The following is a 17,111-nucleotide window of genomic DNA, read 5'->3' as shown; positions in this document are numbered from 1 at the left end:
CGCCCGAAGACGCGGAAAGCTGAGACAGAGAACACCATGTCGATCTACCTGAACTCCGACTCCAAGATCATCGTCCAGGGCATCACGGGCGGGATGGGTGCCAAGCACACCGCCCTCATGCTCGACTCGGGCGCGCAGATCGTCGGCGGCGTCAACGCCCGCAAGGCCGGCACGACCGTCACGCACAAGGACCACGAGGGCAACGACGTCACGCTGCCCGTGTTCGGCACCGTGGCCGAGGCCATGGCCGAGACCGGTGCGAACGTGTCGGTCCTCTTCGTCCCGCCGGCGTTCACCAAGGACGCCGCGATCGAGGCGATCGACGCCGAGATGCCGCTCATCGTCGTCATCACCGAGGGCGTCCCCGTCCAGGACACCGCCGAGGTCTGGGCCTACCTGCAGGGCAAGAAGACGCGCATGATCGGCCCGAACTGCCCCGGCATCATCACCCCGGGCGAGTCGCTCGCCGGCATCACCCCGCACACCATCACCGGCAAGGGCCCGGTCGGCCTCGTGTCGAAGTCGGGCACGCTGACCTACCAGATGATGTACGAGCTCAAGGACCTCGGGTTCTCGACCGCCATCGGCATCGGCGGCGACCCGATCGTCGGCACCACGCACATCGACGCGCTCGAGGCGTTCGAGAACGACCCCGAGACCAAGGCGATCGTCATGATCGGCGAGATCGGCGGCGACGCCGAGGAGCGTGCCGCTGCCTACATCAAGGAGCACGTCACCAAGCCGGTCGTCGGCTACGTCGCGGGCTTCACCGCCCCGGAGGGCAAGACGATGGGCCACGCCGGCGCGATCGTCTCCGGCTCGGCGGGCACCGCGCAGGCCAAGAAGGAGGCCCTCGAGGCCGTCGGCGTCAAGGTCGGCAAGACGCCGTCCGAGACCGCCGCGCTCCTGCGCGAGGTCCTCGCCTGACCCTGGACCTGCCGCAGGACCCATGACCCGGGTCCCCGCGCCCGACGCCCCGCGACCGGTCGGTCGCGGGGCGTCGGGCGTCCGGGCCGGCGCTCGACGACGCGACCACCGGGTCCGGCGTGATGCCGCGTTCCAGCAGCGCGCGCGGCATCCCGATCCGGACCGCGCCGCGCACGCCACCGCCACCCGGGACGAACGCGGTGGGGACGGGCGCCGTCGTCATGGGCCGATCGTCGGCGCGGGTAGGCTGGCGCGCCGGGGCGAATGCCACGTACCGACCACTCGATCGACGACGATGGGCACCATGAGCACCACCAGCACGACGCGTGGTGCGCGCACGCGCACCGTGGACGGCAGCCCGGCCCCCGCACCGGTCGTGGTCCGGCGCGGACCGTCGGGCGTGCTCGCCGCGCTCCAGGCGCTCGCGCTGTCCCTCGCGGTCGTCGTCCTGCCGGGCGTCGTGGCCTTCCTCGCATCGTCGACCGGGTCCTCCGAGGGCACGGGGTGGGGCCAGTCCGTGACGATCGCCGCGGGCTTCTGGCTCCTCGGCCACGGGGTCCCGCTCGTCGCGAGCGGGACGACCGTCACGCTGGTCCCGCTGGGGCTCACCGCGCTCGCGCTGTTCTGCTGCTTCGCGTCCGCGCGGCGCTCCGCGCACACGACGACGTCCGCATGGGTCGCGGGCACCGTGACCTACGCGCTCGCGACAGCGGGCGTCGCGCTCCTCGCGGGGTCCACCCCGCCCTGGGGTCTCGCCATCGCGGTCGTCGGGGGAACGCTCGTCGGCGGGCTCGGGCTCGGCGCCGGGATCCTCGCGCGGCCGGACGCCCCCTTCGTCGGCGACATCACGCAGCGGCTCGACGGGTGGCTCCCGTCGTCGGTGCGGCTGGGGCTGCGCGGCGGCCTGCTCGGCACGAGCCTGCTGGCCGGCGTCTCGGCCGTCGTCGTCGGGGCGTGGCTCGTCGCCGGGCGCGCGACGTCGGGCGACATCGTCGCCGGGCTCGTGCCCGGGACCGTCGGCGGCATCGTCCTCGCGCTCGCGCAGCTCGCCGTCCTGCCGAACGTCGTCGCCTGGGCGGGGGCGTGGCTCGTCGGGCCGGGCTTCGCCGTGGGCGAGGGCAGCACGTTCGCCCCGACCGGTTCCGAGCCCGGCGCGCTGCCGGCTGTCCCGCTGCTCGGCGCGCTGCCCGGCGATGACTGGACCAACCCGCTGACGCCCTGGGTGCCCGCCGTCGTCGTCGCGCTCGGCGTCGTCGCCGGAGCCTTCGTGTGGCGCCGCCTGCGCGACGTGACCGGCACGCACCCGGACGACGACGTCCGGTGGCTCGACGTCGGACTCGCCGTCGGCGGGGTCGCGCTCGGCGCGGGACTGCTCGTCGGGGTCGTGAGCTGGCTCGCGGGCGGGGCGGTCGGGCCCGGTCGGCTCGAGGTCGTCGGCGCCGACGCGCTCGTCGTCGGTGCGCTCGCCGCGGCCGAGATCGGCGGCGGCGCCGCGCTCGCGGTCCTGGGGGCGCGGCTCGACGTCCTGGGCCGCCGCCACGGCGACCCCCTCGACGACGAGGCCTGACGCCGAGGGAGAACCTCGGCCCGCCGAGGTAGAGCCGTGGTTGGCCGAGGTAGAGCGGTGGTTCGGCCGCGAGCCGGCCACCCACCCCGGCCGAACGCCAGGTGACCAGCCCTCCGTCGGGAGGGACCACGGCCCTACCTCGCGCGAGCGCGGTTCTCCCTCGGCCCACTGCGGTCCTCCCTCGGCGGAGCGAGGGAGCTGTGCCGGGAGGTTCAGGCGGTCCGCGACGTGGTCGCCCGTGCGCCCTCGACGGGGGCCGCGGTGGCGGGGTCGGTGAAGGCCTGGCGCGGCACGACGGCGAGCAGGAGGACCGCGGCGACGAGCGCCGTCGCGCCGCACACGACCCAGACGGTGACGTACCCGCCGAACGAGCCGGCCGTGCTCTCGGTGGCGCCGCCCCCCTGGAGCGCGGCGCCCGCGAGCGCGATGCCGAAGACGCAGGACGCGATCGCGCCGCCGACCGTCTTCACGGAGTTGGTCAGGCCGGTCGCGACGCCGGTGCGGGTCGGGGGTGCGGCCGCCGCGGCGGCTGCCGGCAGCGCGGCGACGAGCGCGCCGGAGCCGAGCCCGACGACGACCATGTTGGTGAGCACGTTCGCGAACGTCCCGTGGAACGGCAGGAAGAGCAGGAAGCCCGCGCCCACGAGGGTGGACGCTCCGACCAGGGTGAGGCGCGGCGTCGCGCGGCGGGCGACGCGGGGGAAGGACAGCGCGCCGACGATCATGCCGATCAGGTAGACGCCGATGAGGAGCGACGTCTGGAAGCCGGAGGTGCCGAGGCCGTACCCGTGCTCGGCGGGGTCGGTGCGGGCGAACGTGGACAGCGGTGCCTGGGCGCCGAGCACGGAGACGCCGAAGAGCCCGGCCGTGAGGAACACCGGGCCCAGCGCGGGGGAGCGGAACATGCGCACGTCGACGAGCGGGTCGTCCTGGCGCAGCTCCCACCGGGCGAACGGCCACAGCAGGGCGGCGCCGAGCACGACGAGCGCCCACGGCGCGACCGCCGCGACGCCCTCGAGACGCAGCAGGCTGAGGCCGCCCGTGAGCGCGAGGAGCGCGAGCGAGACGAGCACGAGGCCGACGGTGTCGAAGCGTCCGCCGGCCGGCTCGGGCGACTCCTTCACCCCGAGCAGCACGACGACGAAGCACACGACGACCAGGAGCGCGGGGACGAGGAGCACGACGCGCAGCGGCAGCGCGTCGACGAGGGCCCCGCCGGCGAGCGCGCCGACGATCGCGCCGGCCTCGAGCGCCGCGACGAGGACGGCGGCCGCGCGTGCGGTGACGGCGGCGGGACGGGTGAGGCGCCGCGCCCGCGACCACACGAGCGCGATCTCCAGGGGCAGCCACACGACGTAGAACCCCTGCAGGGCCCACGCCACGAGGAACACCGCGAACGAGTCCGTGAACGGCAGGACGAGCGACGCGGCCGCGGTGACCGCCGTCGACCACAGGAGGATGCGACGGTGGCCGACCATGTCGCCGAGCTTCGCCAGCGCGGGTACGACCAGCGCCGAGAGCATGAGCTGGGAGCCCTCGAGCCAGTTCACGTCGGCGTCGTGCACGCCGAGGTGCCGCGCGATGTCCGTGAGCATCGGCGTGTAGTAGCCCTGGAGGACGCCGCTCGTCAGCTCGACGAAGGCGAGGAACCCGACGACGCCGGCGAGGGTCGACCCGCCGAGGTGCCCGGTGAGCGAGCGAGCCATCGCTGCTCCTTCTGCGTGGGAGGCGCGCGTCGTCGCACGCCCGGGAGGGTGGGGGAGCGTCAGGGTAGCCGCTCCAGGAGCGCGCGGTGGAACACCTCGCCGCGCTCGAGCTCGGCGACCTCGACGCGCTCGTCGACGCCGTGGATCGTGGCGCGCAGCGCGGCCGACATCGCGAGCGGCGCGAACCGGTACACGGCCGGCGAGTACCGGTGGAAGTGCCGCGCGTCGGTCGCCTGCATCGTGATGTACGGGGCGGGCAGCGCGTCGGGGTGCGAGGCGCCGACGCACGCGGCGAGGAGCGCGAACCGCTCGTCGTCGACGGGGGACTCGGGGGAGGGCTCGCTGCCCTCGACGACCTCGACCTGGACCTGGGGGTCGTCGACGCGCCGGCGGACGCGCTCGACGGTGCCCGCGACGGTCTCGCCGAGCGCGATCCGCAGGTTGACGGTCGCGGACGCCTGCGACGGCAGCACGTTCGCGGCCGTGCCGCCGGAGAGCATCGTCGGCGCGACGGTCGTGCGGACGAGGGCGGCGGCCTCGCCGCCCATCGCGGCGAACGTCTGGGCGGACACGGGCGGCGTCGCGGCGAGGGCGCGCAGCGCGGCGCGGGCGGGCCCGGTCGCGCGCTCGGAGAAGAGACGGAGCATGCGCGAGATCGCGACGGGCGTGCGCGCGGGAAAGGTGCGGGGGCCGAGGCGCTCGACGGCGCGCGCGACGCGCCGGACCGCCGTCGTCGTCGGCGGGGCGGACGCGTGCCCGCCCTCGCCGCGCGCGGTGAGGCGCAGCGTGAGGACCCCCTTCTCGCCGACGCCGATCATCGCCGCGCTCCCGGGGACGAGGGGGAGCGGGGAGTCCGTGACCGCGCCGCCCTCGTCGAGCACGAGCCACGGCACCACACCGCGGTCGCGGAGCGTCGTCGCGATCGCGGCGGCGGCCCCGCCGTGCGACTCCTCGTCGCCGCCGAACGACAGGTAGACGTCGCGCGCGGGCGCGAAGCCCGCCGCGAGCAGGTTCTCGACCGCCTCGAGCACGACGACGAGCGGCCCCTTGTCGTCGAGCGCGCCGCGCCCGTGGACCCAGCCGTCGGCGACGCGCCCCTCGAACGGCGGGTAGGCCCAGTCGTCGCTCTCGTCGACCGGGACGACGTCGTAGTGCGCCATGAGCACGACGGGCGGCTCGTCCGAGCGCCCGCGCCAGCGGTAGAGCAGCCCGAGGTCGGTGATGCGCTCGCGGCCGAGGTGCTCGTGGACCAGGGGGTAGAGCTCAGGAAGGAGGTCGACCAGCTCGTCGAAGGGCGCGAGCCCCCGCTGTTCCAGCTCGGCGGACACCGTGGGGATCCGAATCAGCCGGGCGAGGCGCTCGTCGGCACCGGGCCGCGGCGTCACGGTCGTGGTCGTCATGAGCACACCCTAGAGACTCGACGTCACGAGCGGGCGACGGAGTCTCAGGTGGCCTCGGCAGGTGGCCTCCGCGCTGCGTGCGCGGCCCCGGACGGGTCAGGACGACGCGGGCGCCGGCGTGGGGAACCAGCGGGCGAACTTCTCCTCGAGCGCGTGGGTGCGCTCGACGTCGCAGCGCTTCTCCGCCGAGACGGTGATCGCGCCGTCGAGGCACTGCTGGTGCGCCAGCGCGACGTCCCACGTGACGAGCGTCGAGACCATCTGCAGCGCGAGCATGGCCGAGAGCCCGACCCCGATGCCCAGCGCCGGGACGAGCGCCCCGCGCACGCGCGCGCGCCAGACGGCCAGGAGCGCGCGGATGCCCACCACGATCGCGCCGAGCGCGAGCGCGAGGCTCACCGCCTGCCACGGGAACGGCATCGTGCTCACGACGATCACGGCCAGCAGGAGGAGGCCGAAGTGCAGCACCCGCCGGGTCGCCTGCCGCGCGAGCTCGGGGTCGGGCTCCGCCGGCTCGGGCGGCGCCGGAGGCCGGCGGTCGGCGGGCGCGTGCAGGTCCGACCACCCGGGCGGGGGCGGGGGCGGGGGGAGCGGGGCACCCGGGCCCGGGCCGGCGCCCGGCGGGACCGGTGCGTCCGGACGCGCACCCTCCTCCGGCGGCTGCGGAGACTCGGGACGAGGCTGCTGCGGCGCGTCGGGACGGGGCGGTGCGTACGGGTTGCCCACGGGCAGCTCCTCGGTCGGTCGGGCGGCTCGCGGTACATTCTCCCATCGGAGACCGCGTGCCCGGGAGGGTGCCCAGCCCGTCCCGCCGAGCCCGACGCTCGAGCCGTCCTGAACCACCCCGACACCCGCAGGAGCACCGTGCAGACGCCGTCCGGCCACCCCGTCGAGTCCACCTCCGCCGCCCGCGTCGTCGTCCTCGTCTCGGGCGCGGGCAGCAACCTCGCCGCGATCCTCGCCGCGCACGACGACGCCGCCTACGGGGCGCGCGTCGTGGGCGTCGTGTCGGACAAGGCCGACGCGGGCGGTCTCGACCTCGCGCGCGACGCCGGGGTTGCCGCCGTGGTCGTGGCTCCAGGGGACTTCGCGGACCGGGCCGCGTGGAACGAGGCGGTCGCGCAGGCCGTCGACGTCTTCCGGCCGGACCTCGTGGTGCTCGCCGGCTTCATGCGCATCCTCGGCCCGGCGTTCGTCGGGCGCTTCGCGGGCCGCACGATCAACACGCACCCTGCGCTCCTGCCGTCCTTCCCCGGGGCGCACGGCGTGCGGGACGCGCTCGCGTACGGCGTGCGCGTCACCGGGTGCACCGTCCACGTGGTCGACGACGGCGTCGACACCGGCCCGATCATCGCCCAGGTCGCCGTCCCGGTCGAGGACGGCGACGACGAGTCGTCGCTCCACGAGCGCATCAAGGTCGCGGAGCGAGCGCTCCTCGTCGAGACCGTCGGCCGCGTCGCGCGCGAGGGGCTGCGCGTCGAGGGGCGCCGGGCCCTGATCGGCTAGGCGCCGGGGCTCTCCGTGTCTTCGCCGGAGGCCTCGTCCGCGGGCGGGAGGTCGCGCGGCGCGAGCACGGCGAGGGCCTGGTAGGTCTCGCGCCGCTCCTGGGGCGACGCGCGCCCCTCGTCGAGCGAGCGCGTGTTCCAGCGCTCCAGGAGCTCCTGGACCTCGCGCGCCATCGCCGCCGCCTGCGCGGGGCTGAGCACGAGCGTGCTGAGCGCGAGGATCCGGTCCTCCCGCGCGCCCATCTCGCTCCCGCGGCGAAAGGTCTCCTCGGCCCACGCGAGCGCCGGGCGCACCACGTGGCGCACCGCGTCCGGCGCCCCGGGCTCCACCGCGTAGCTCTCGGCCACGTTCTTCCACACCCGGTCCCGCCGGTCGCGCGCGTGCTCGGGCGCCTCGACGATCATCCCGGCCTTGGCGAGCACCCGCAGGTGGAAGCTCACGGAGTTCGCGGGCTCTCCGGTGGCCCGGGCGAGGTCGGTGGCGCGCGCGTGGCCGAGGACGGCGAGCTCCATGAGGATGCGCTGGCGCAGCGGGTGGGCGATGGCCCGCAGTGCGGCAGGGTCCTGGACGTGGAAGGTCTCGAGCACAGGCCGAGGCTAGCAACGCGCCCGTGCCAGGCAGCCGGAGGTGCACACGACCTCATGCGCAATAGCTATTGCGCAACGGTGCTTGCGCACCATAGGTTCGACGTCATGACGCACACGCCGCCCACCTCTCGTGGGGACCGCCGCTCCCCAGCGCCGTCACCGACGGTCCTCATGCCGGACGCCGCCGCCCCGGACGCCGCCCTGGGCACCGGCGCCTCGGACGCCGTCGCCCCGGACGCCGTCGGGGGCGCCGCGGCGCCCTCGCTCCTGCGCAACAGGTCGTACATGCTGCTCATGACGGGGCTCACGGCGGAGTCGCTCGGCGCGGGCGTCGCGCTCTTCGCGGTGCCGCTCGTCGCCTACGGGATCACGGGCTCGGTCGTCCAGGCGGGCGTCGTCGCCGCCGTCGGCCAGCTCGGGGCGCTCCTCGCGACCCTGCCCGCCGGGGTCGTGGCGGACCGGGTCGACCGGCGCCGGCTCATCACGGTGTCCGCGGCCGTCGGTGCGGCGCTGTGGGGCACGGTCGCGCTCGCCGCGGGACTCGGGTCGCTCACCGCCTGGCACCTCGCGGCCGTGCTCTTCGGGGCCTCGGTCGTCGGGGCGCTCGTCGACCCGGCCATGAGCGGCGCGTTCCGCTCGGTGGTCCCCGTGCCGCAGCTGCCGACGGCGCTCGCGGCCGTGCAGGGCCGGGACGCCGTCGCGAGCCTCCTGGCTGGACCCCTCGGCGGCGTGCTCTACGCCGTCGCGCACGCCGTCCCGCTCGCCGGCGCCGCGATCGGGCACCTGGCGACCGCCGTCGGCACGTGGTTCGTGCGCGAGCCGCTCAACGGCGACGTCGTCGCGGCGCGCGCGACCCGCCCGGCGGAGGCGATGCGCGACGGTCTCCGGTTCGTGTGGTCCGTGCCGCTGTTCCGCGCGCTGCTCGGCCTGTTCGTCGTCATCAACGTCGCGTTCGGCGGACTCATGGTCGGCATCAACCTCGAGCTCGTGCGCACGGGCACCGCGCCGCTCCTGATCGGCCTCGTCGACCTCGCGGTCGGCGTGGGCGTCCTCGTCGGCGCGGTCCTCGCGCCGCGGCTCGTCGCGCGGGTGCGCGCGGGGGTGCTCGTGGTCGCCGCGCTCGGCCTGCTCGCGGCCGGCGCCGTCGTGATGGCGATGCTGCAGGCGTACCTCGCGTACGTCGTCGTGCTCCCTCTCGCGCTCCTGCTGGTCCCGGCCGTGAACGCCGGACTCTCCGGCTACGCGGCGGCCATCACGCCGCCGCAGCTCCAAGGACGGCTGTCGTCCGTCCTCGGGCTCACGGGGCTCGCCGCAGGCCCGCTCGTCCCGCTCGTGGGGAGCGGCCTCCTCGACCGGTTCGGCCCGGGCGTCGCGCTCGCGGTCCTGGCCGGGCTCCTCGTCGTCACCGTCGCCGTCCTCAGCACCGTCCGGTCGCTCTGGCAGGTCGGCCCCCCGGACACCTGGGCCGACGACGCGGCCGCCCTCGTCGCGTCGCGCACCGTGCCGGGCGAGCCCGTGCCAGCCGGGCCGGCCCGGTAGACTCGTCCCGGCCGCGACTGGCGAGGGTGGGAACGACCACCGGGGAGCGGCCGGATCAACCTGCTGGTGCGTCGACCGCCTGGGCGCCTGGGTTCAGCCACTCGGTACCGGCGCACCGCCGGACCGCGACCGCGACCCAGAGGAGCCCCTCGTCATGTCCCACCCGGCCCCGCACGTGCCCTCCGCCCCCGACGTCCAGCTCGCCGACGACGCGCAGCGCCCCGTGCGGCGCGCGCTCCTGAGCGTCTACGACAAGACCGGCCTCGTCGAGCTCGCGACGGCGCTCCACGCGGCGGGCGTGGAGCTCGTCTCCACCGGCTCCACCGCGTCGACGATCGCCGGCGCGGGCGTGCCCGTGACGAAGGTCGAGGACCTCACCGGGTTCCCCGAGTGCCTCGAGGGTCGGGTCAAGACGCTGCACCCGCGCGTGCACGCCGGCATCCTCGCGGACTCGCGCAAGGCCGATCACCTCGCACAGCTCGACGAGCTCGGCATCGCTCCGTTCGAGCTCGTCGTCGTCAACCTCTACCCGTTCGCCGCCACCGTCTCGTCGGGTGCGGGGCCCGACGAGGTCGTCGAGCAGATCGACATCGGCGGGCCCTCGATGGTCCGCGCGGCCGCGAAGAACCACCCGAGCGTCGCCGTCGTCGTCGACCCGGCCCGGTACGACGACGTCGTCGCGGCCGTGCAGGCGGGCGGCTTCACCTACGCGCAGCGCAAGGCGCTCGCGGCCGCCGCGTTCGTGCACACCGCGACCTACGACGTCGCGGTCGCGTCGTGGATGGGCAACGTCGTCGCGCCGACGGACACCGTGCCGGTCGAGGGAGGCGCCGACGGCGAGACCGTGAGCACCGGGTTCCCGGCCTGGATCGGCGCCACGTGGGACCGCGCCGACGTGCTGCGCTACGGCGAGAACCCGCACCAGCGCGCCGCCCTCTACACCAACGGCCACGGTGCCGGCGGCCTCGCGCAGGCGACGCAGCTCCACGGCAAGGCCATGAGCTACAACAACTACGTCGACGCCGACGCGGCCTGGCGTGCCGCGCACGACCACGACGCGCCCGCCGTCGCGATCATCAAGCACGCCAACCCGTGCGGCATCGCAGTCGGCACCGACGTCGCCGAGGCGCACGCCCGCGCCCACGCGACCGACCCCGTCTCGGCCTACGGCGGCGTCATCGCGGCGAACCGCGTCGTCACCCGGGCGGCGGCCGAGCAGATCGCGCCCGTGTTCACCGAGGTGGTCGTCGCGCCGGGCTTCGAGCCCGAGGCGCTCGAGGTCCTCCGGGCCAAGAAGAACATCCGCCTCCTCGTCGTCGACACCCCGCCGACGACGACCGTCGAGACCCGTCCGGTGAGCGGCGGGCTGCTCGTGCAGAGCACCGACCGGGTCGACGCCGTCGTGACGGACGCCGACGGGAACGTCACCGGCGGGGACGACCCGCAGCACTGGACCCTCGTCACGGGCGAGGCCGCCGACGACGCGACGCTCGCGGACCTCGCGTTCGCGTGGCGCGCGATCCGGGCCGCGAAGTCGAACGCGATCCTCCTCGCGCGCGACGGCGCCGCCGTCGGCGTCGGGATGGGGCAGGTCAACCGCGTCGACTCGTGCCGCCTCGCGGTCGAGCGCGCCAACACCCTCGCCGACGGCGAGGAGCGGGCACGCGGCGCCGTCGCGGCGTCCGACGCGTTCTTCCCGTTCGCCGACGGCCTGGAGATCCTGCTCGACGCGGGCGTGCGCGCCGTCGTCGCGCCGGGCGGGTCGATCCGCGACGCCGAGGTGATCGAGGCAGCGCGGGCGGCGGGCGTGACGATGTACTTCACGGGGACGCGCCACTTCGCGCACTGACACGACCCTGCTCGACGGCCCCGCCGGTCCTCGGACCGGCGGGGCCGTCTCGTGCAGGCCGTCAGGCGAGCGCGTCTCGCAGGCGGCGGGTCGGGTCGAGCGCCACGGCGAGGTCGACGCGGAGACGGCCGGTGCGGTTCATCGCCTTGCGGACCGGGCCGACGTCGCGCGGCGAGTCGACCAGGAGGATCGCCCGGACCTCGGTGACCCGGCGCTCCGGGCCGCCGTCCGCCGTCGCGGGGTCGTCCGACCGCGGGCCGAGGTAGAACGCGGCCCAACCGTCGTGGCCCGTGCCCGAGGGGTCGCCGCGGAACAGCACGTCGTCGCCCTCGGCGGGCACGCCGAACAGGGCGAGGTCGTGGCCGAGCTGCTGGGAGAACACGTAGGGGGCGTGCCCCGGGCCGGCGTCGTCGTCGCCGAGCATCGCGGCGACCGTCGCGTCGGGGTCGTGGAGCGCGACGGACCAGTGACCGCCCGGGACGTCGCCGAGCACGGGGTGCTCGCGCGTCGCACAGTCGCCCACGGCCCAGAGCCCGTCCAGGCCCGGCACCGCGCCGGTCGCGGCCACGGGGATGCTGCCGCGGGCGTCGCGCGGGACGACGCCGTCGAGCCAGTCCGTCGCGGGACGGGCGCCCACGGCGGCCAGCACCACGTCGGCCTGCAGCTCGCGTCCGTCGGCCAGCCGGACGCCGTCGGGTCGGACCTCCGCGACGGCCGCACCGGTGACGAGGTCGGCGCCCACCGCGGCGTACCAGGGCGCGAGGTGCGCCCCGACCACCGGGCCGAGCTGGCGGCGCAGCGGTGCGTCCGCGGCCTCGACGACCGTGACGCGTGCGCCCGCGCCCGCCGCGACTCCGGACAGCTCGGCGCCGATCCAGCCGGCGCCGACGACCACGAGGCGGAGCCCTGGCCGCAGCGCGCGGCGCAGGGCCTCCGCGTCCTGCGCGGTGTGCAGCAGACGGGCGTCGGCCCACCCACCGGGCCGGACGGGTGCGGAGCCGACCGCGAGCACGACGGCATCCGCGGCGAGGCGCTCACCCGAGCGGGTCGTGACCTCCCATGCGCCACCCTCGGGCGTGGAGCGCCGCTCCAGCCGTACCGCCGGGTCGGCGAGGCGGACGTCGTCGGCGAGGGCCTCGACGTCGACGCCGAGGTCCTCGGCGAGCCAGGCAGGGTGCGGCCGGGCCAGCAGCTCCTTCGACAGCGGCGGCCTGTCGTACGGGGGGACGCCCTCCGCTCCGAGGAGCGTGATCCGCCCCGCGTACCCGCGGCGCCGCAGCGCGCCGACCGTCTGGGCACCGGCGAGGCCGGCGCCCACGACGACGACCGACGACGGGGGCTCGGGGACCGTCGCGGGGCGGTCCCCGCGGTGCGGAGGCGGGGGCGGGAGGACCGGCGGCTCGGCGGACGACATGCACGTCACGCTAGGCCACGACGGTAGGCTTCCGGGCGTGGAAGGTGCAGCAGCGTGACCGACGTCACCGCCGACGGTGGGACGCGCCACCGGCCGCCGACGACGCTCGTGCCGGCGTGGCACCACGTCGAGGACGAGCCGGGCGGCGGAGAGCCCCCCGCGGGTGCTCGGCCCGACGACGAGGCCCGGCCGCCGGTCCCGGAGCCTCCCGCGAGCCTGGCCCCGTCACGCCAGCCCGCGATGTGGCTCGTGCTCGCGGGCGTCGCGGTCTCGACGCTCGTCGCGGTGCTCGCCGGCGCCCGCGCCGGCTGCTTCACGCTCGCCGGGCTGCTCGCCGTTGCCGGGGTGTGCCGCGCCGTCCTCCCCGGCCCGGGCCCGGTGGGGATCACCGTCCGCTCCCGCGGCCTGGACGTCTTCTTCTTCCTCGCTCCCGCCGTCGTCATGGCCTTCCTCGCGCTGACCCTGGACCAGGGCGAGATCTGACGTCCGCGGGCCTCAGGTCGCCGGGCGCGCGTCGTCGACGACGCGCGTGCGGCACCGCGGAAGAGAGCGTTCCTGCACGGCTCACGACGACGGGCCCGGACCGCGATCGCGGTCCGGGCCCGTCGGGCGTCGGGGGCGTCAGGCCTTGGGGGCCTCGTCCGTGCCGGGGGTGTCCTCCGTGCCCGAGGCCTCGGGCTCGTCCGCCGCGACGACCTCCTCGACCTCCTCGACCGCGACGACGTCACCGTTCTCGTCCGTGACGACGACCTCCTCCTCGACGACGGCGGCTGCGCCCGCACCAGCCACCGCGCCCGCACCAGCCGCCGCGCCCGTGCCGGCCGCACCGGCGGCCGCGGAGTATGCCGGGGCCTCCGCCTCAGTCACCGTGACGTGGTCCTCGCCGAGGAGGTCGTCCTGCTTCGGGGCGAATGCGAAGGCGCGGTAGAACAGGCCTGCGATCGCACCGCCGAGGAGCGGCGCCACCCAGAAGACCCACAGCTGGCTGAGCGCCCAGTCGCCGCCGAAGACGGCCGAGACGGTGGACCGAGCGGGGTTGAGCGACGCGTTGGTGAACGGGGCCGCGACGAGGATCAGCACGGCGAGCGCGAAGCCGATCGCGATCGGGGCGACGGTGCTGCGGGTCCGCGAGTCGGTCACGCCGAGGATCACACCGACGAACACGGCCGTCCCGATCGCCTCGATGAGGAGGGCGCCGAGCAGCGGCAGCGTCACCTCGAGGCCGAGCTGCTGCGCGGCGCCGCCGAAGGTGCCGACGATGGGGGAGTGCGCCTCGTAGCCGTTGGCGGTCGCACGGAAGAGCGCGCCCGTGGTGGCCTCGTCGAGGAGCTGGTTCTGCTGGAGGATGTCGAGGGTCGCGCGGGGGATCGTCGCGAGGAGCACGACGCCGGCGAGCAGCGCGCCGACCAGCTGGGCGAGCCAGTAGGGCAGCACGTCGCGCCATGCCGTGCGCCCGCCGATCGCGGCACCGAGCGTCACGGCCGGGTTGAAGTGCCCGCCGGACACGTGGCCGACCGCCGCGATGCCCGCGACGAGCGCGAGGCCGCCGGCGAGGGCGACGGCGAGCACGAGGTTGCCGTTGAAGAACCGCACCCACATCGCCACGCCGACGATCGCGAGCACGAGGAAGAACGTGCCGAAGACCTCGGCGCCGAGGCGCGCGAGGAGGCTGGGCTGGACGACGGCGACGGCCTCGGTCGGCGCGGTGCGCGAGTCGTCGACGGTGCCCTCCGGTGCGCCGGGAGCGGTGGTGTCCTGGGACATGATCATCCTGTCTGGTTCGGTGGGTACGTCGGGCAGTCCCGCCGGCCGCCACGGTGCGGCACCGGGAGGCGGTCGGGACGACGGCACGATGCCTGACCGAGTGCCCGGCCATTCCGGCATCTGGGGGCATCTTGCCACCACCATCCGGGAGATGCGTGGAAATCTGCGGTGCCGCACCTGAGAACGGACGCCGGGTCTCACGATCCGAACGCTCCGCGGGGGTCCGGCAAAGTATCTTGATGTCGAGAAGTCGAGTACCCTGGACCGCGGTCAGCAACGCCCCTGTGTGCGACGGACCGGGCCCACGGGCCGCACGGTCGCCGTCCGGCTCCCGGGGGCACCAGTCCCCGACAGTTGGAGCGATCTGCGCATGGGCAAGATCAAGGTCGTCAACCCGGTCGTCGAGCTCGACGGCGACGAGATGACGCGCATCATCTGGCAGTTCATCAAGGACCGCCTCATCCACCCGTACCTCGACGTGGACCTCAAGTACTACGACCTGTCGATCCAGAACCGCGACGCGACGGACGACCAGGTCACGATCGACGCCGCGCACGCGATCAAGCAGTACAACGTGGGCGTCAAGTGCGCGACGATCACGCCCGACGAGGCGCGCGTCGAGGAGTTCGGCCTCAAGAAGATGTGGGTCTCGCCCAACGGCACGATCCGCAACATCCTCGGTGGCGTCGTCTTCCGCGAGCCGATCATCATCTCGAACATTCCGCGCCTCGTGCCGGGCTGGAACAAGCCGATCATCATCGGCCGTCACGCCCACGGCGACCAGTACAAGTCGACGAACTTCAAGGTCCCGGGCCCCGGCAAGATCACGATGACGTTCGAGCCGGCCGACGGCTCCGAGCCGCAGAAGTTCGAGGTCGTGACCATGCCCGAGGAGGGCGGCGTCGCGATGGGCATGTACAACTTCAACGAGTCGATCCGCGACTTCGCGCGCGCCTCGTTCGCGTACGGCCTCCAGCGCGAGTACCCCGTGTACCTCTCGACGAAGAACACGATCCTCAAGGCCTACGACGGCGCCTTCAAGGACATCTTCCAGGAGGTGTTCGACGCCGAGTTCGCCGAGGAGTTCGCCGCGAAGGGTCTCACCTACGAGCACCGCCTCATCGACGACATGGTCGCCTCGGCCATGAAGTGGGAGGGCGGCTACGTCTGGGCCTGCAAGAACTACGACGGCGACGTCCAGTCCGACACCGTCGCGCAGGGCTTCGGCTCGCTCGGCCTCATGACCTCCGTCCTCATGACCCCCGACGGCCAGACCGTCGAGGCCGAGGCCGCGCACGGCACCGTGACGCGTCACTACCGCCAGCACCAGCAGGGCAAGCCGACGTCAACCAACCCGATCGCGTCGATCTTCGCCTGGACCCGTGGCCTCATGCACCGCGGCAAGCTGGACGGCACGCCGGAGGTCACCGAGTTCGCGCAGACGCTCGAGGACGTCGTCATCAAGACGGTCGAGTCCGGCAAGATGACGAAGGACCTCGCGCTCCTCATCGGCCCGGACCAGGAGTGGCTGACGACCGAGGACTTCCTCGCCGCGCTCGACGAGAACCTCAAGGCGCGCCTGGGCTGATCGCCCTCCCGCGTGCCCGACGGCGGCGCCCCTCGTCGTGAGGGGCGTCGCCGTCGTCGTCCTCCGGCCCGCGCACCGCCGCTCGCGGCCCGGCCCGGCGACCCCGAGGCGACCGCTCGCCGTCGGGCCTCCGAGCGGTTCTGGTTGTGGGAGAGTGAGCGCATGACTTCCCCCGTGAACGTGACGGTGACCGGCGCTGCCGGTCAGATCGGCTACGCACTGCTCTTCCGTATCGCGTCGGGCCAGATGCTCGGCACCGACACCCCCGTGCGCCTGCGCCTCCTGGAGATCCCGCAGGGCGTCAAGGCTGCGGAGGGCACCGCGATGGAGCTCGACGACTGCGCCTTCCCGCTGCTCGCGGGCATCGACATCTTCGACGACCCGACGGCCGCGTTCGAGGGCACGAACGTCGCGCTGCTCGTGGGCGCGCGCCCGCGCGGCCCGGGCATGGAGCGGGGTGACCTGCTCGAGGCGAACGGCGGCATCTTCAAGCCGCAGGGCCAGGCGATCAACGCGGGCGCGGCGGACGACGTCCGCGTCCTGGTCGTCGGCAACCCGGCGAACACGAACGCGCTCATCGCGGCGTCGAACGCGCCGGACGTGCCGAAGGACCGGTTCACCGCGATGACGCGCCTGGACCACAACCGCGCACTGACGCAGGTGGCCAAGAGGGCGGGCGTCCCGGTGTCCGAGGTGCGCAAGGTGACGATCTGGGGCAACCACTCGGCGACGCAGTACCCGGACATCTTCCAGGCGGACGTCGCGGGGACCCCGGGCGCGCGGCTCGCGGAGGACCGCGAGTGGCTCGAGGGCACGTTCATCCCGACGGTCGCCAAGCGGGGCGCGGCGATCATCGACGCGCGCGGCGCGTCGTCCGCGGCGTCGGCGGCGAACGCGGCGATCGACCACGTGCGCGACTGGGTGCTCGGCACGCCCGAGGGCGACTGGACGAGCGCGGGCGTCGTGTCCGACGGGTCGTACGGCGTCCCGACGGGCCTCATCTCGTCGTTCCCGGTGGTCTCGCGCGGTGGGTCGTGGGAGATCGTGCAGGGCCTGGAGCTCTCGGAGTTCTCGCGCGGGCGCGTCGACGCGTCGGTGGCGGAGCTCCAGGAGGAGCGGCAGGCCGTGGAGCAGCTCGGGCTCGTCTGAGCCCTGTCCCCGTCCCGCGGTGGGAACCGCGGGACGGGACGGCCAGGGAGCGGCGCGGGGGCTCGCGCGTGGCCGCCCCACGGCGAAAATCCCTGCGTCGGCGTGGGTGACGCGC

General features: G+C 74.8%; 14 protein-coding genes and 1 riboswitch. Of the genes, 8 read left to right on the top strand and 6 right to left on the bottom strand.

The annotated features are described in order from the left end of the window. Positions 1-36: 36 nt before the first annotated feature. Together sucD and JN535_RS10005 are read left to right on the top strand one after the other, a co-directional pair. Complete coding sequence (gene sucD / locus JN535_RS10010) at positions 37-927, top strand: succinate--CoA ligase subunit alpha (RefSeq protein ID WP_024840415.1); 891 nt, start codon at positions 37-39, stop codon at positions 925-927. A gap of 304 nt (positions 928-1,231) precedes the next feature. Next, on the top strand, positions 1,232-2,494 hold the full coding sequence (locus JN535_RS10005; RefSeq protein WP_205205376.1) for a cell division protein PerM: 1,263 nt from the start codon (positions 1,232-1,234) through the stop codon (positions 2,492-2,494). A 212-nt stretch (positions 2,495-2,706) separates the two neighbouring features. Here the strand turns inward: JN535_RS10005 and JN535_RS10000 are convergent, their stop codons facing one another. From JN535_RS10000 to JN535_RS09990, 3 genes are all read right to left on the bottom strand, one after another. Continuing rightward, positions 2,707-4,200, bottom strand: a complete 1,494-nt coding sequence (locus JN535_RS10000; protein WP_205205375.1) for an MFS transporter — start codon at positions 4,198-4,200, stop codon at positions 2,707-2,709. A 59-nt stretch (positions 4,201-4,259) separates the two neighbouring features. Then, the gene (locus JN535_RS09995; RefSeq protein ID WP_205205374.1) at positions 4,260-5,600 is read right to left on the bottom strand and encodes a M20/M25/M40 family metallo-hydrolase; all 1,341 of its coding nucleotides are present in this window, start codon (positions 5,598-5,600) and stop codon (positions 4,260-4,262) included. 96 nt (positions 5,601-5,696) lie between these two features. Further along, the gene (locus JN535_RS09990) at positions 5,697-6,326 is read right to left on the bottom strand and encodes a hypothetical protein (protein ID WP_205205373.1); all 630 of its coding nucleotides are present in this window, start codon (positions 6,324-6,326) and stop codon (positions 5,697-5,699) included. Between the two features lie 138 nt (positions 6,327-6,464). Between JN535_RS09990 and purN the strand changes: the two genes are divergently transcribed. Next, positions 6,465-7,106, top strand: a complete 642-nt coding sequence (gene purN, locus JN535_RS09985; RefSeq protein ID WP_205205372.1) for a phosphoribosylglycinamide formyltransferase — start codon at positions 6,465-6,467, stop codon at positions 7,104-7,106. Here purN and JN535_RS09980 read toward each other — a convergent pair. Next, positions 7,103-7,693, bottom strand: a complete 591-nt coding sequence (locus tag JN535_RS09980; RefSeq protein ID WP_205205371.1) for an ArsR/SmtB family transcription factor — start codon at positions 7,691-7,693, stop codon at positions 7,103-7,105. The two genes, purN and JN535_RS09980, sit on opposite strands and share 4 nt — an antisense overlap. Before the next feature lie 105 nt (positions 7,694-7,798). Between JN535_RS09980 and JN535_RS09975 the strand changes: the two genes are divergently transcribed. Both JN535_RS09975 and purH read left to right on the top strand, forming a co-directional pair. Beyond that, positions 7,799-9,232 (top strand): MFS transporter, encoded by a 1,434-nt coding sequence (locus tag JN535_RS09975; protein ID WP_205205370.1) that lies wholly within the window; start codon positions 7,799-7,801, stop codon positions 9,230-9,232. 3 nt (positions 9,233-9,235) lie between these two features. Next, positions 9,236-9,324: riboswitch (ZMP/ZTP riboswitch) on the top strand. A 62-nt stretch (positions 9,325-9,386) separates the two neighbouring features. Then, positions 9,387-11,081 (top strand): bifunctional phosphoribosylaminoimidazolecarboxamide formyltransferase/IMP cyclohydrolase, encoded by a 1,695-nt coding sequence (purH, locus tag JN535_RS09970; RefSeq protein WP_205205369.1) that lies wholly within the window; start codon positions 9,387-9,389, stop codon positions 11,079-11,081. Positions 11,082-11,142: 61 nt separating this feature from the next. Here purH and JN535_RS09965 read toward each other — a convergent pair whose 3' ends face one another. Continuing rightward, entirely contained in the window at positions 11,143-12,495 is a 1,353-nt protein-coding gene (locus JN535_RS09965; protein WP_205205368.1) for an NAD(P)/FAD-dependent oxidoreductase, read from the bottom strand. Between the two features lie 54 nt (positions 12,496-12,549). Between JN535_RS09965 and JN535_RS21540 the strand changes: the two genes are divergently transcribed. Next, positions 12,550-12,978 carry a DUF3017 domain-containing protein gene (locus tag JN535_RS21540; protein WP_205205367.1) on the top strand — a complete coding sequence of 143 codons (429 nt, stop codon included), beginning with the start codon at positions 12,550-12,552 and terminating at the stop codon, positions 12,976-12,978. A gap of 138 nt (positions 12,979-13,116) precedes the next feature. Here the strand turns inward: JN535_RS21540 and JN535_RS09955 are convergent, their stop codons facing one another. Beyond that, the gene (locus JN535_RS09955; protein WP_240200861.1) at positions 13,117-14,259 is read right to left on the bottom strand and encodes an MIP/aquaporin family protein; all 1,143 of its coding nucleotides are present in this window, start codon (positions 14,257-14,259) and stop codon (positions 13,117-13,119) included. A gap of 370 nt (positions 14,260-14,629) precedes the next feature. Between JN535_RS09955 and JN535_RS09950 the strand changes: the two genes are divergently transcribed. Both JN535_RS09950 and JN535_RS09945 read left to right on the top strand, forming a co-directional pair. Continuing rightward, positions 14,630-15,847 carry an NADP-dependent isocitrate dehydrogenase gene (locus tag JN535_RS09950; protein WP_205205365.1) on the top strand — a complete coding sequence of 406 codons (1,218 nt, stop codon included), beginning with the start codon at positions 14,630-14,632 and terminating at the stop codon, positions 15,845-15,847. A gap of 162 nt (positions 15,848-16,009) precedes the next feature. After that, entirely contained in the window at positions 16,010-16,996 is a 987-nt protein-coding gene (locus tag JN535_RS09945; RefSeq protein WP_205205364.1) for a malate dehydrogenase, read from the top strand. Positions 16,997-17,111 lie beyond the last annotated feature (115 nt).

This window comes from Cellulosimicrobium cellulans (genome assembly GCF_016921195.1).
Taxonomy (GTDB): domain Bacteria; phylum Actinomycetota; class Actinomycetes; order Actinomycetales; family Cellulomonadaceae; genus Cellulosimicrobium; species Cellulosimicrobium cellulans_F.
The sequence above is the reverse complement of the archived record's forward strand: the minus strand, read 5'-3'. Positions and strand labels throughout refer to the sequence as shown.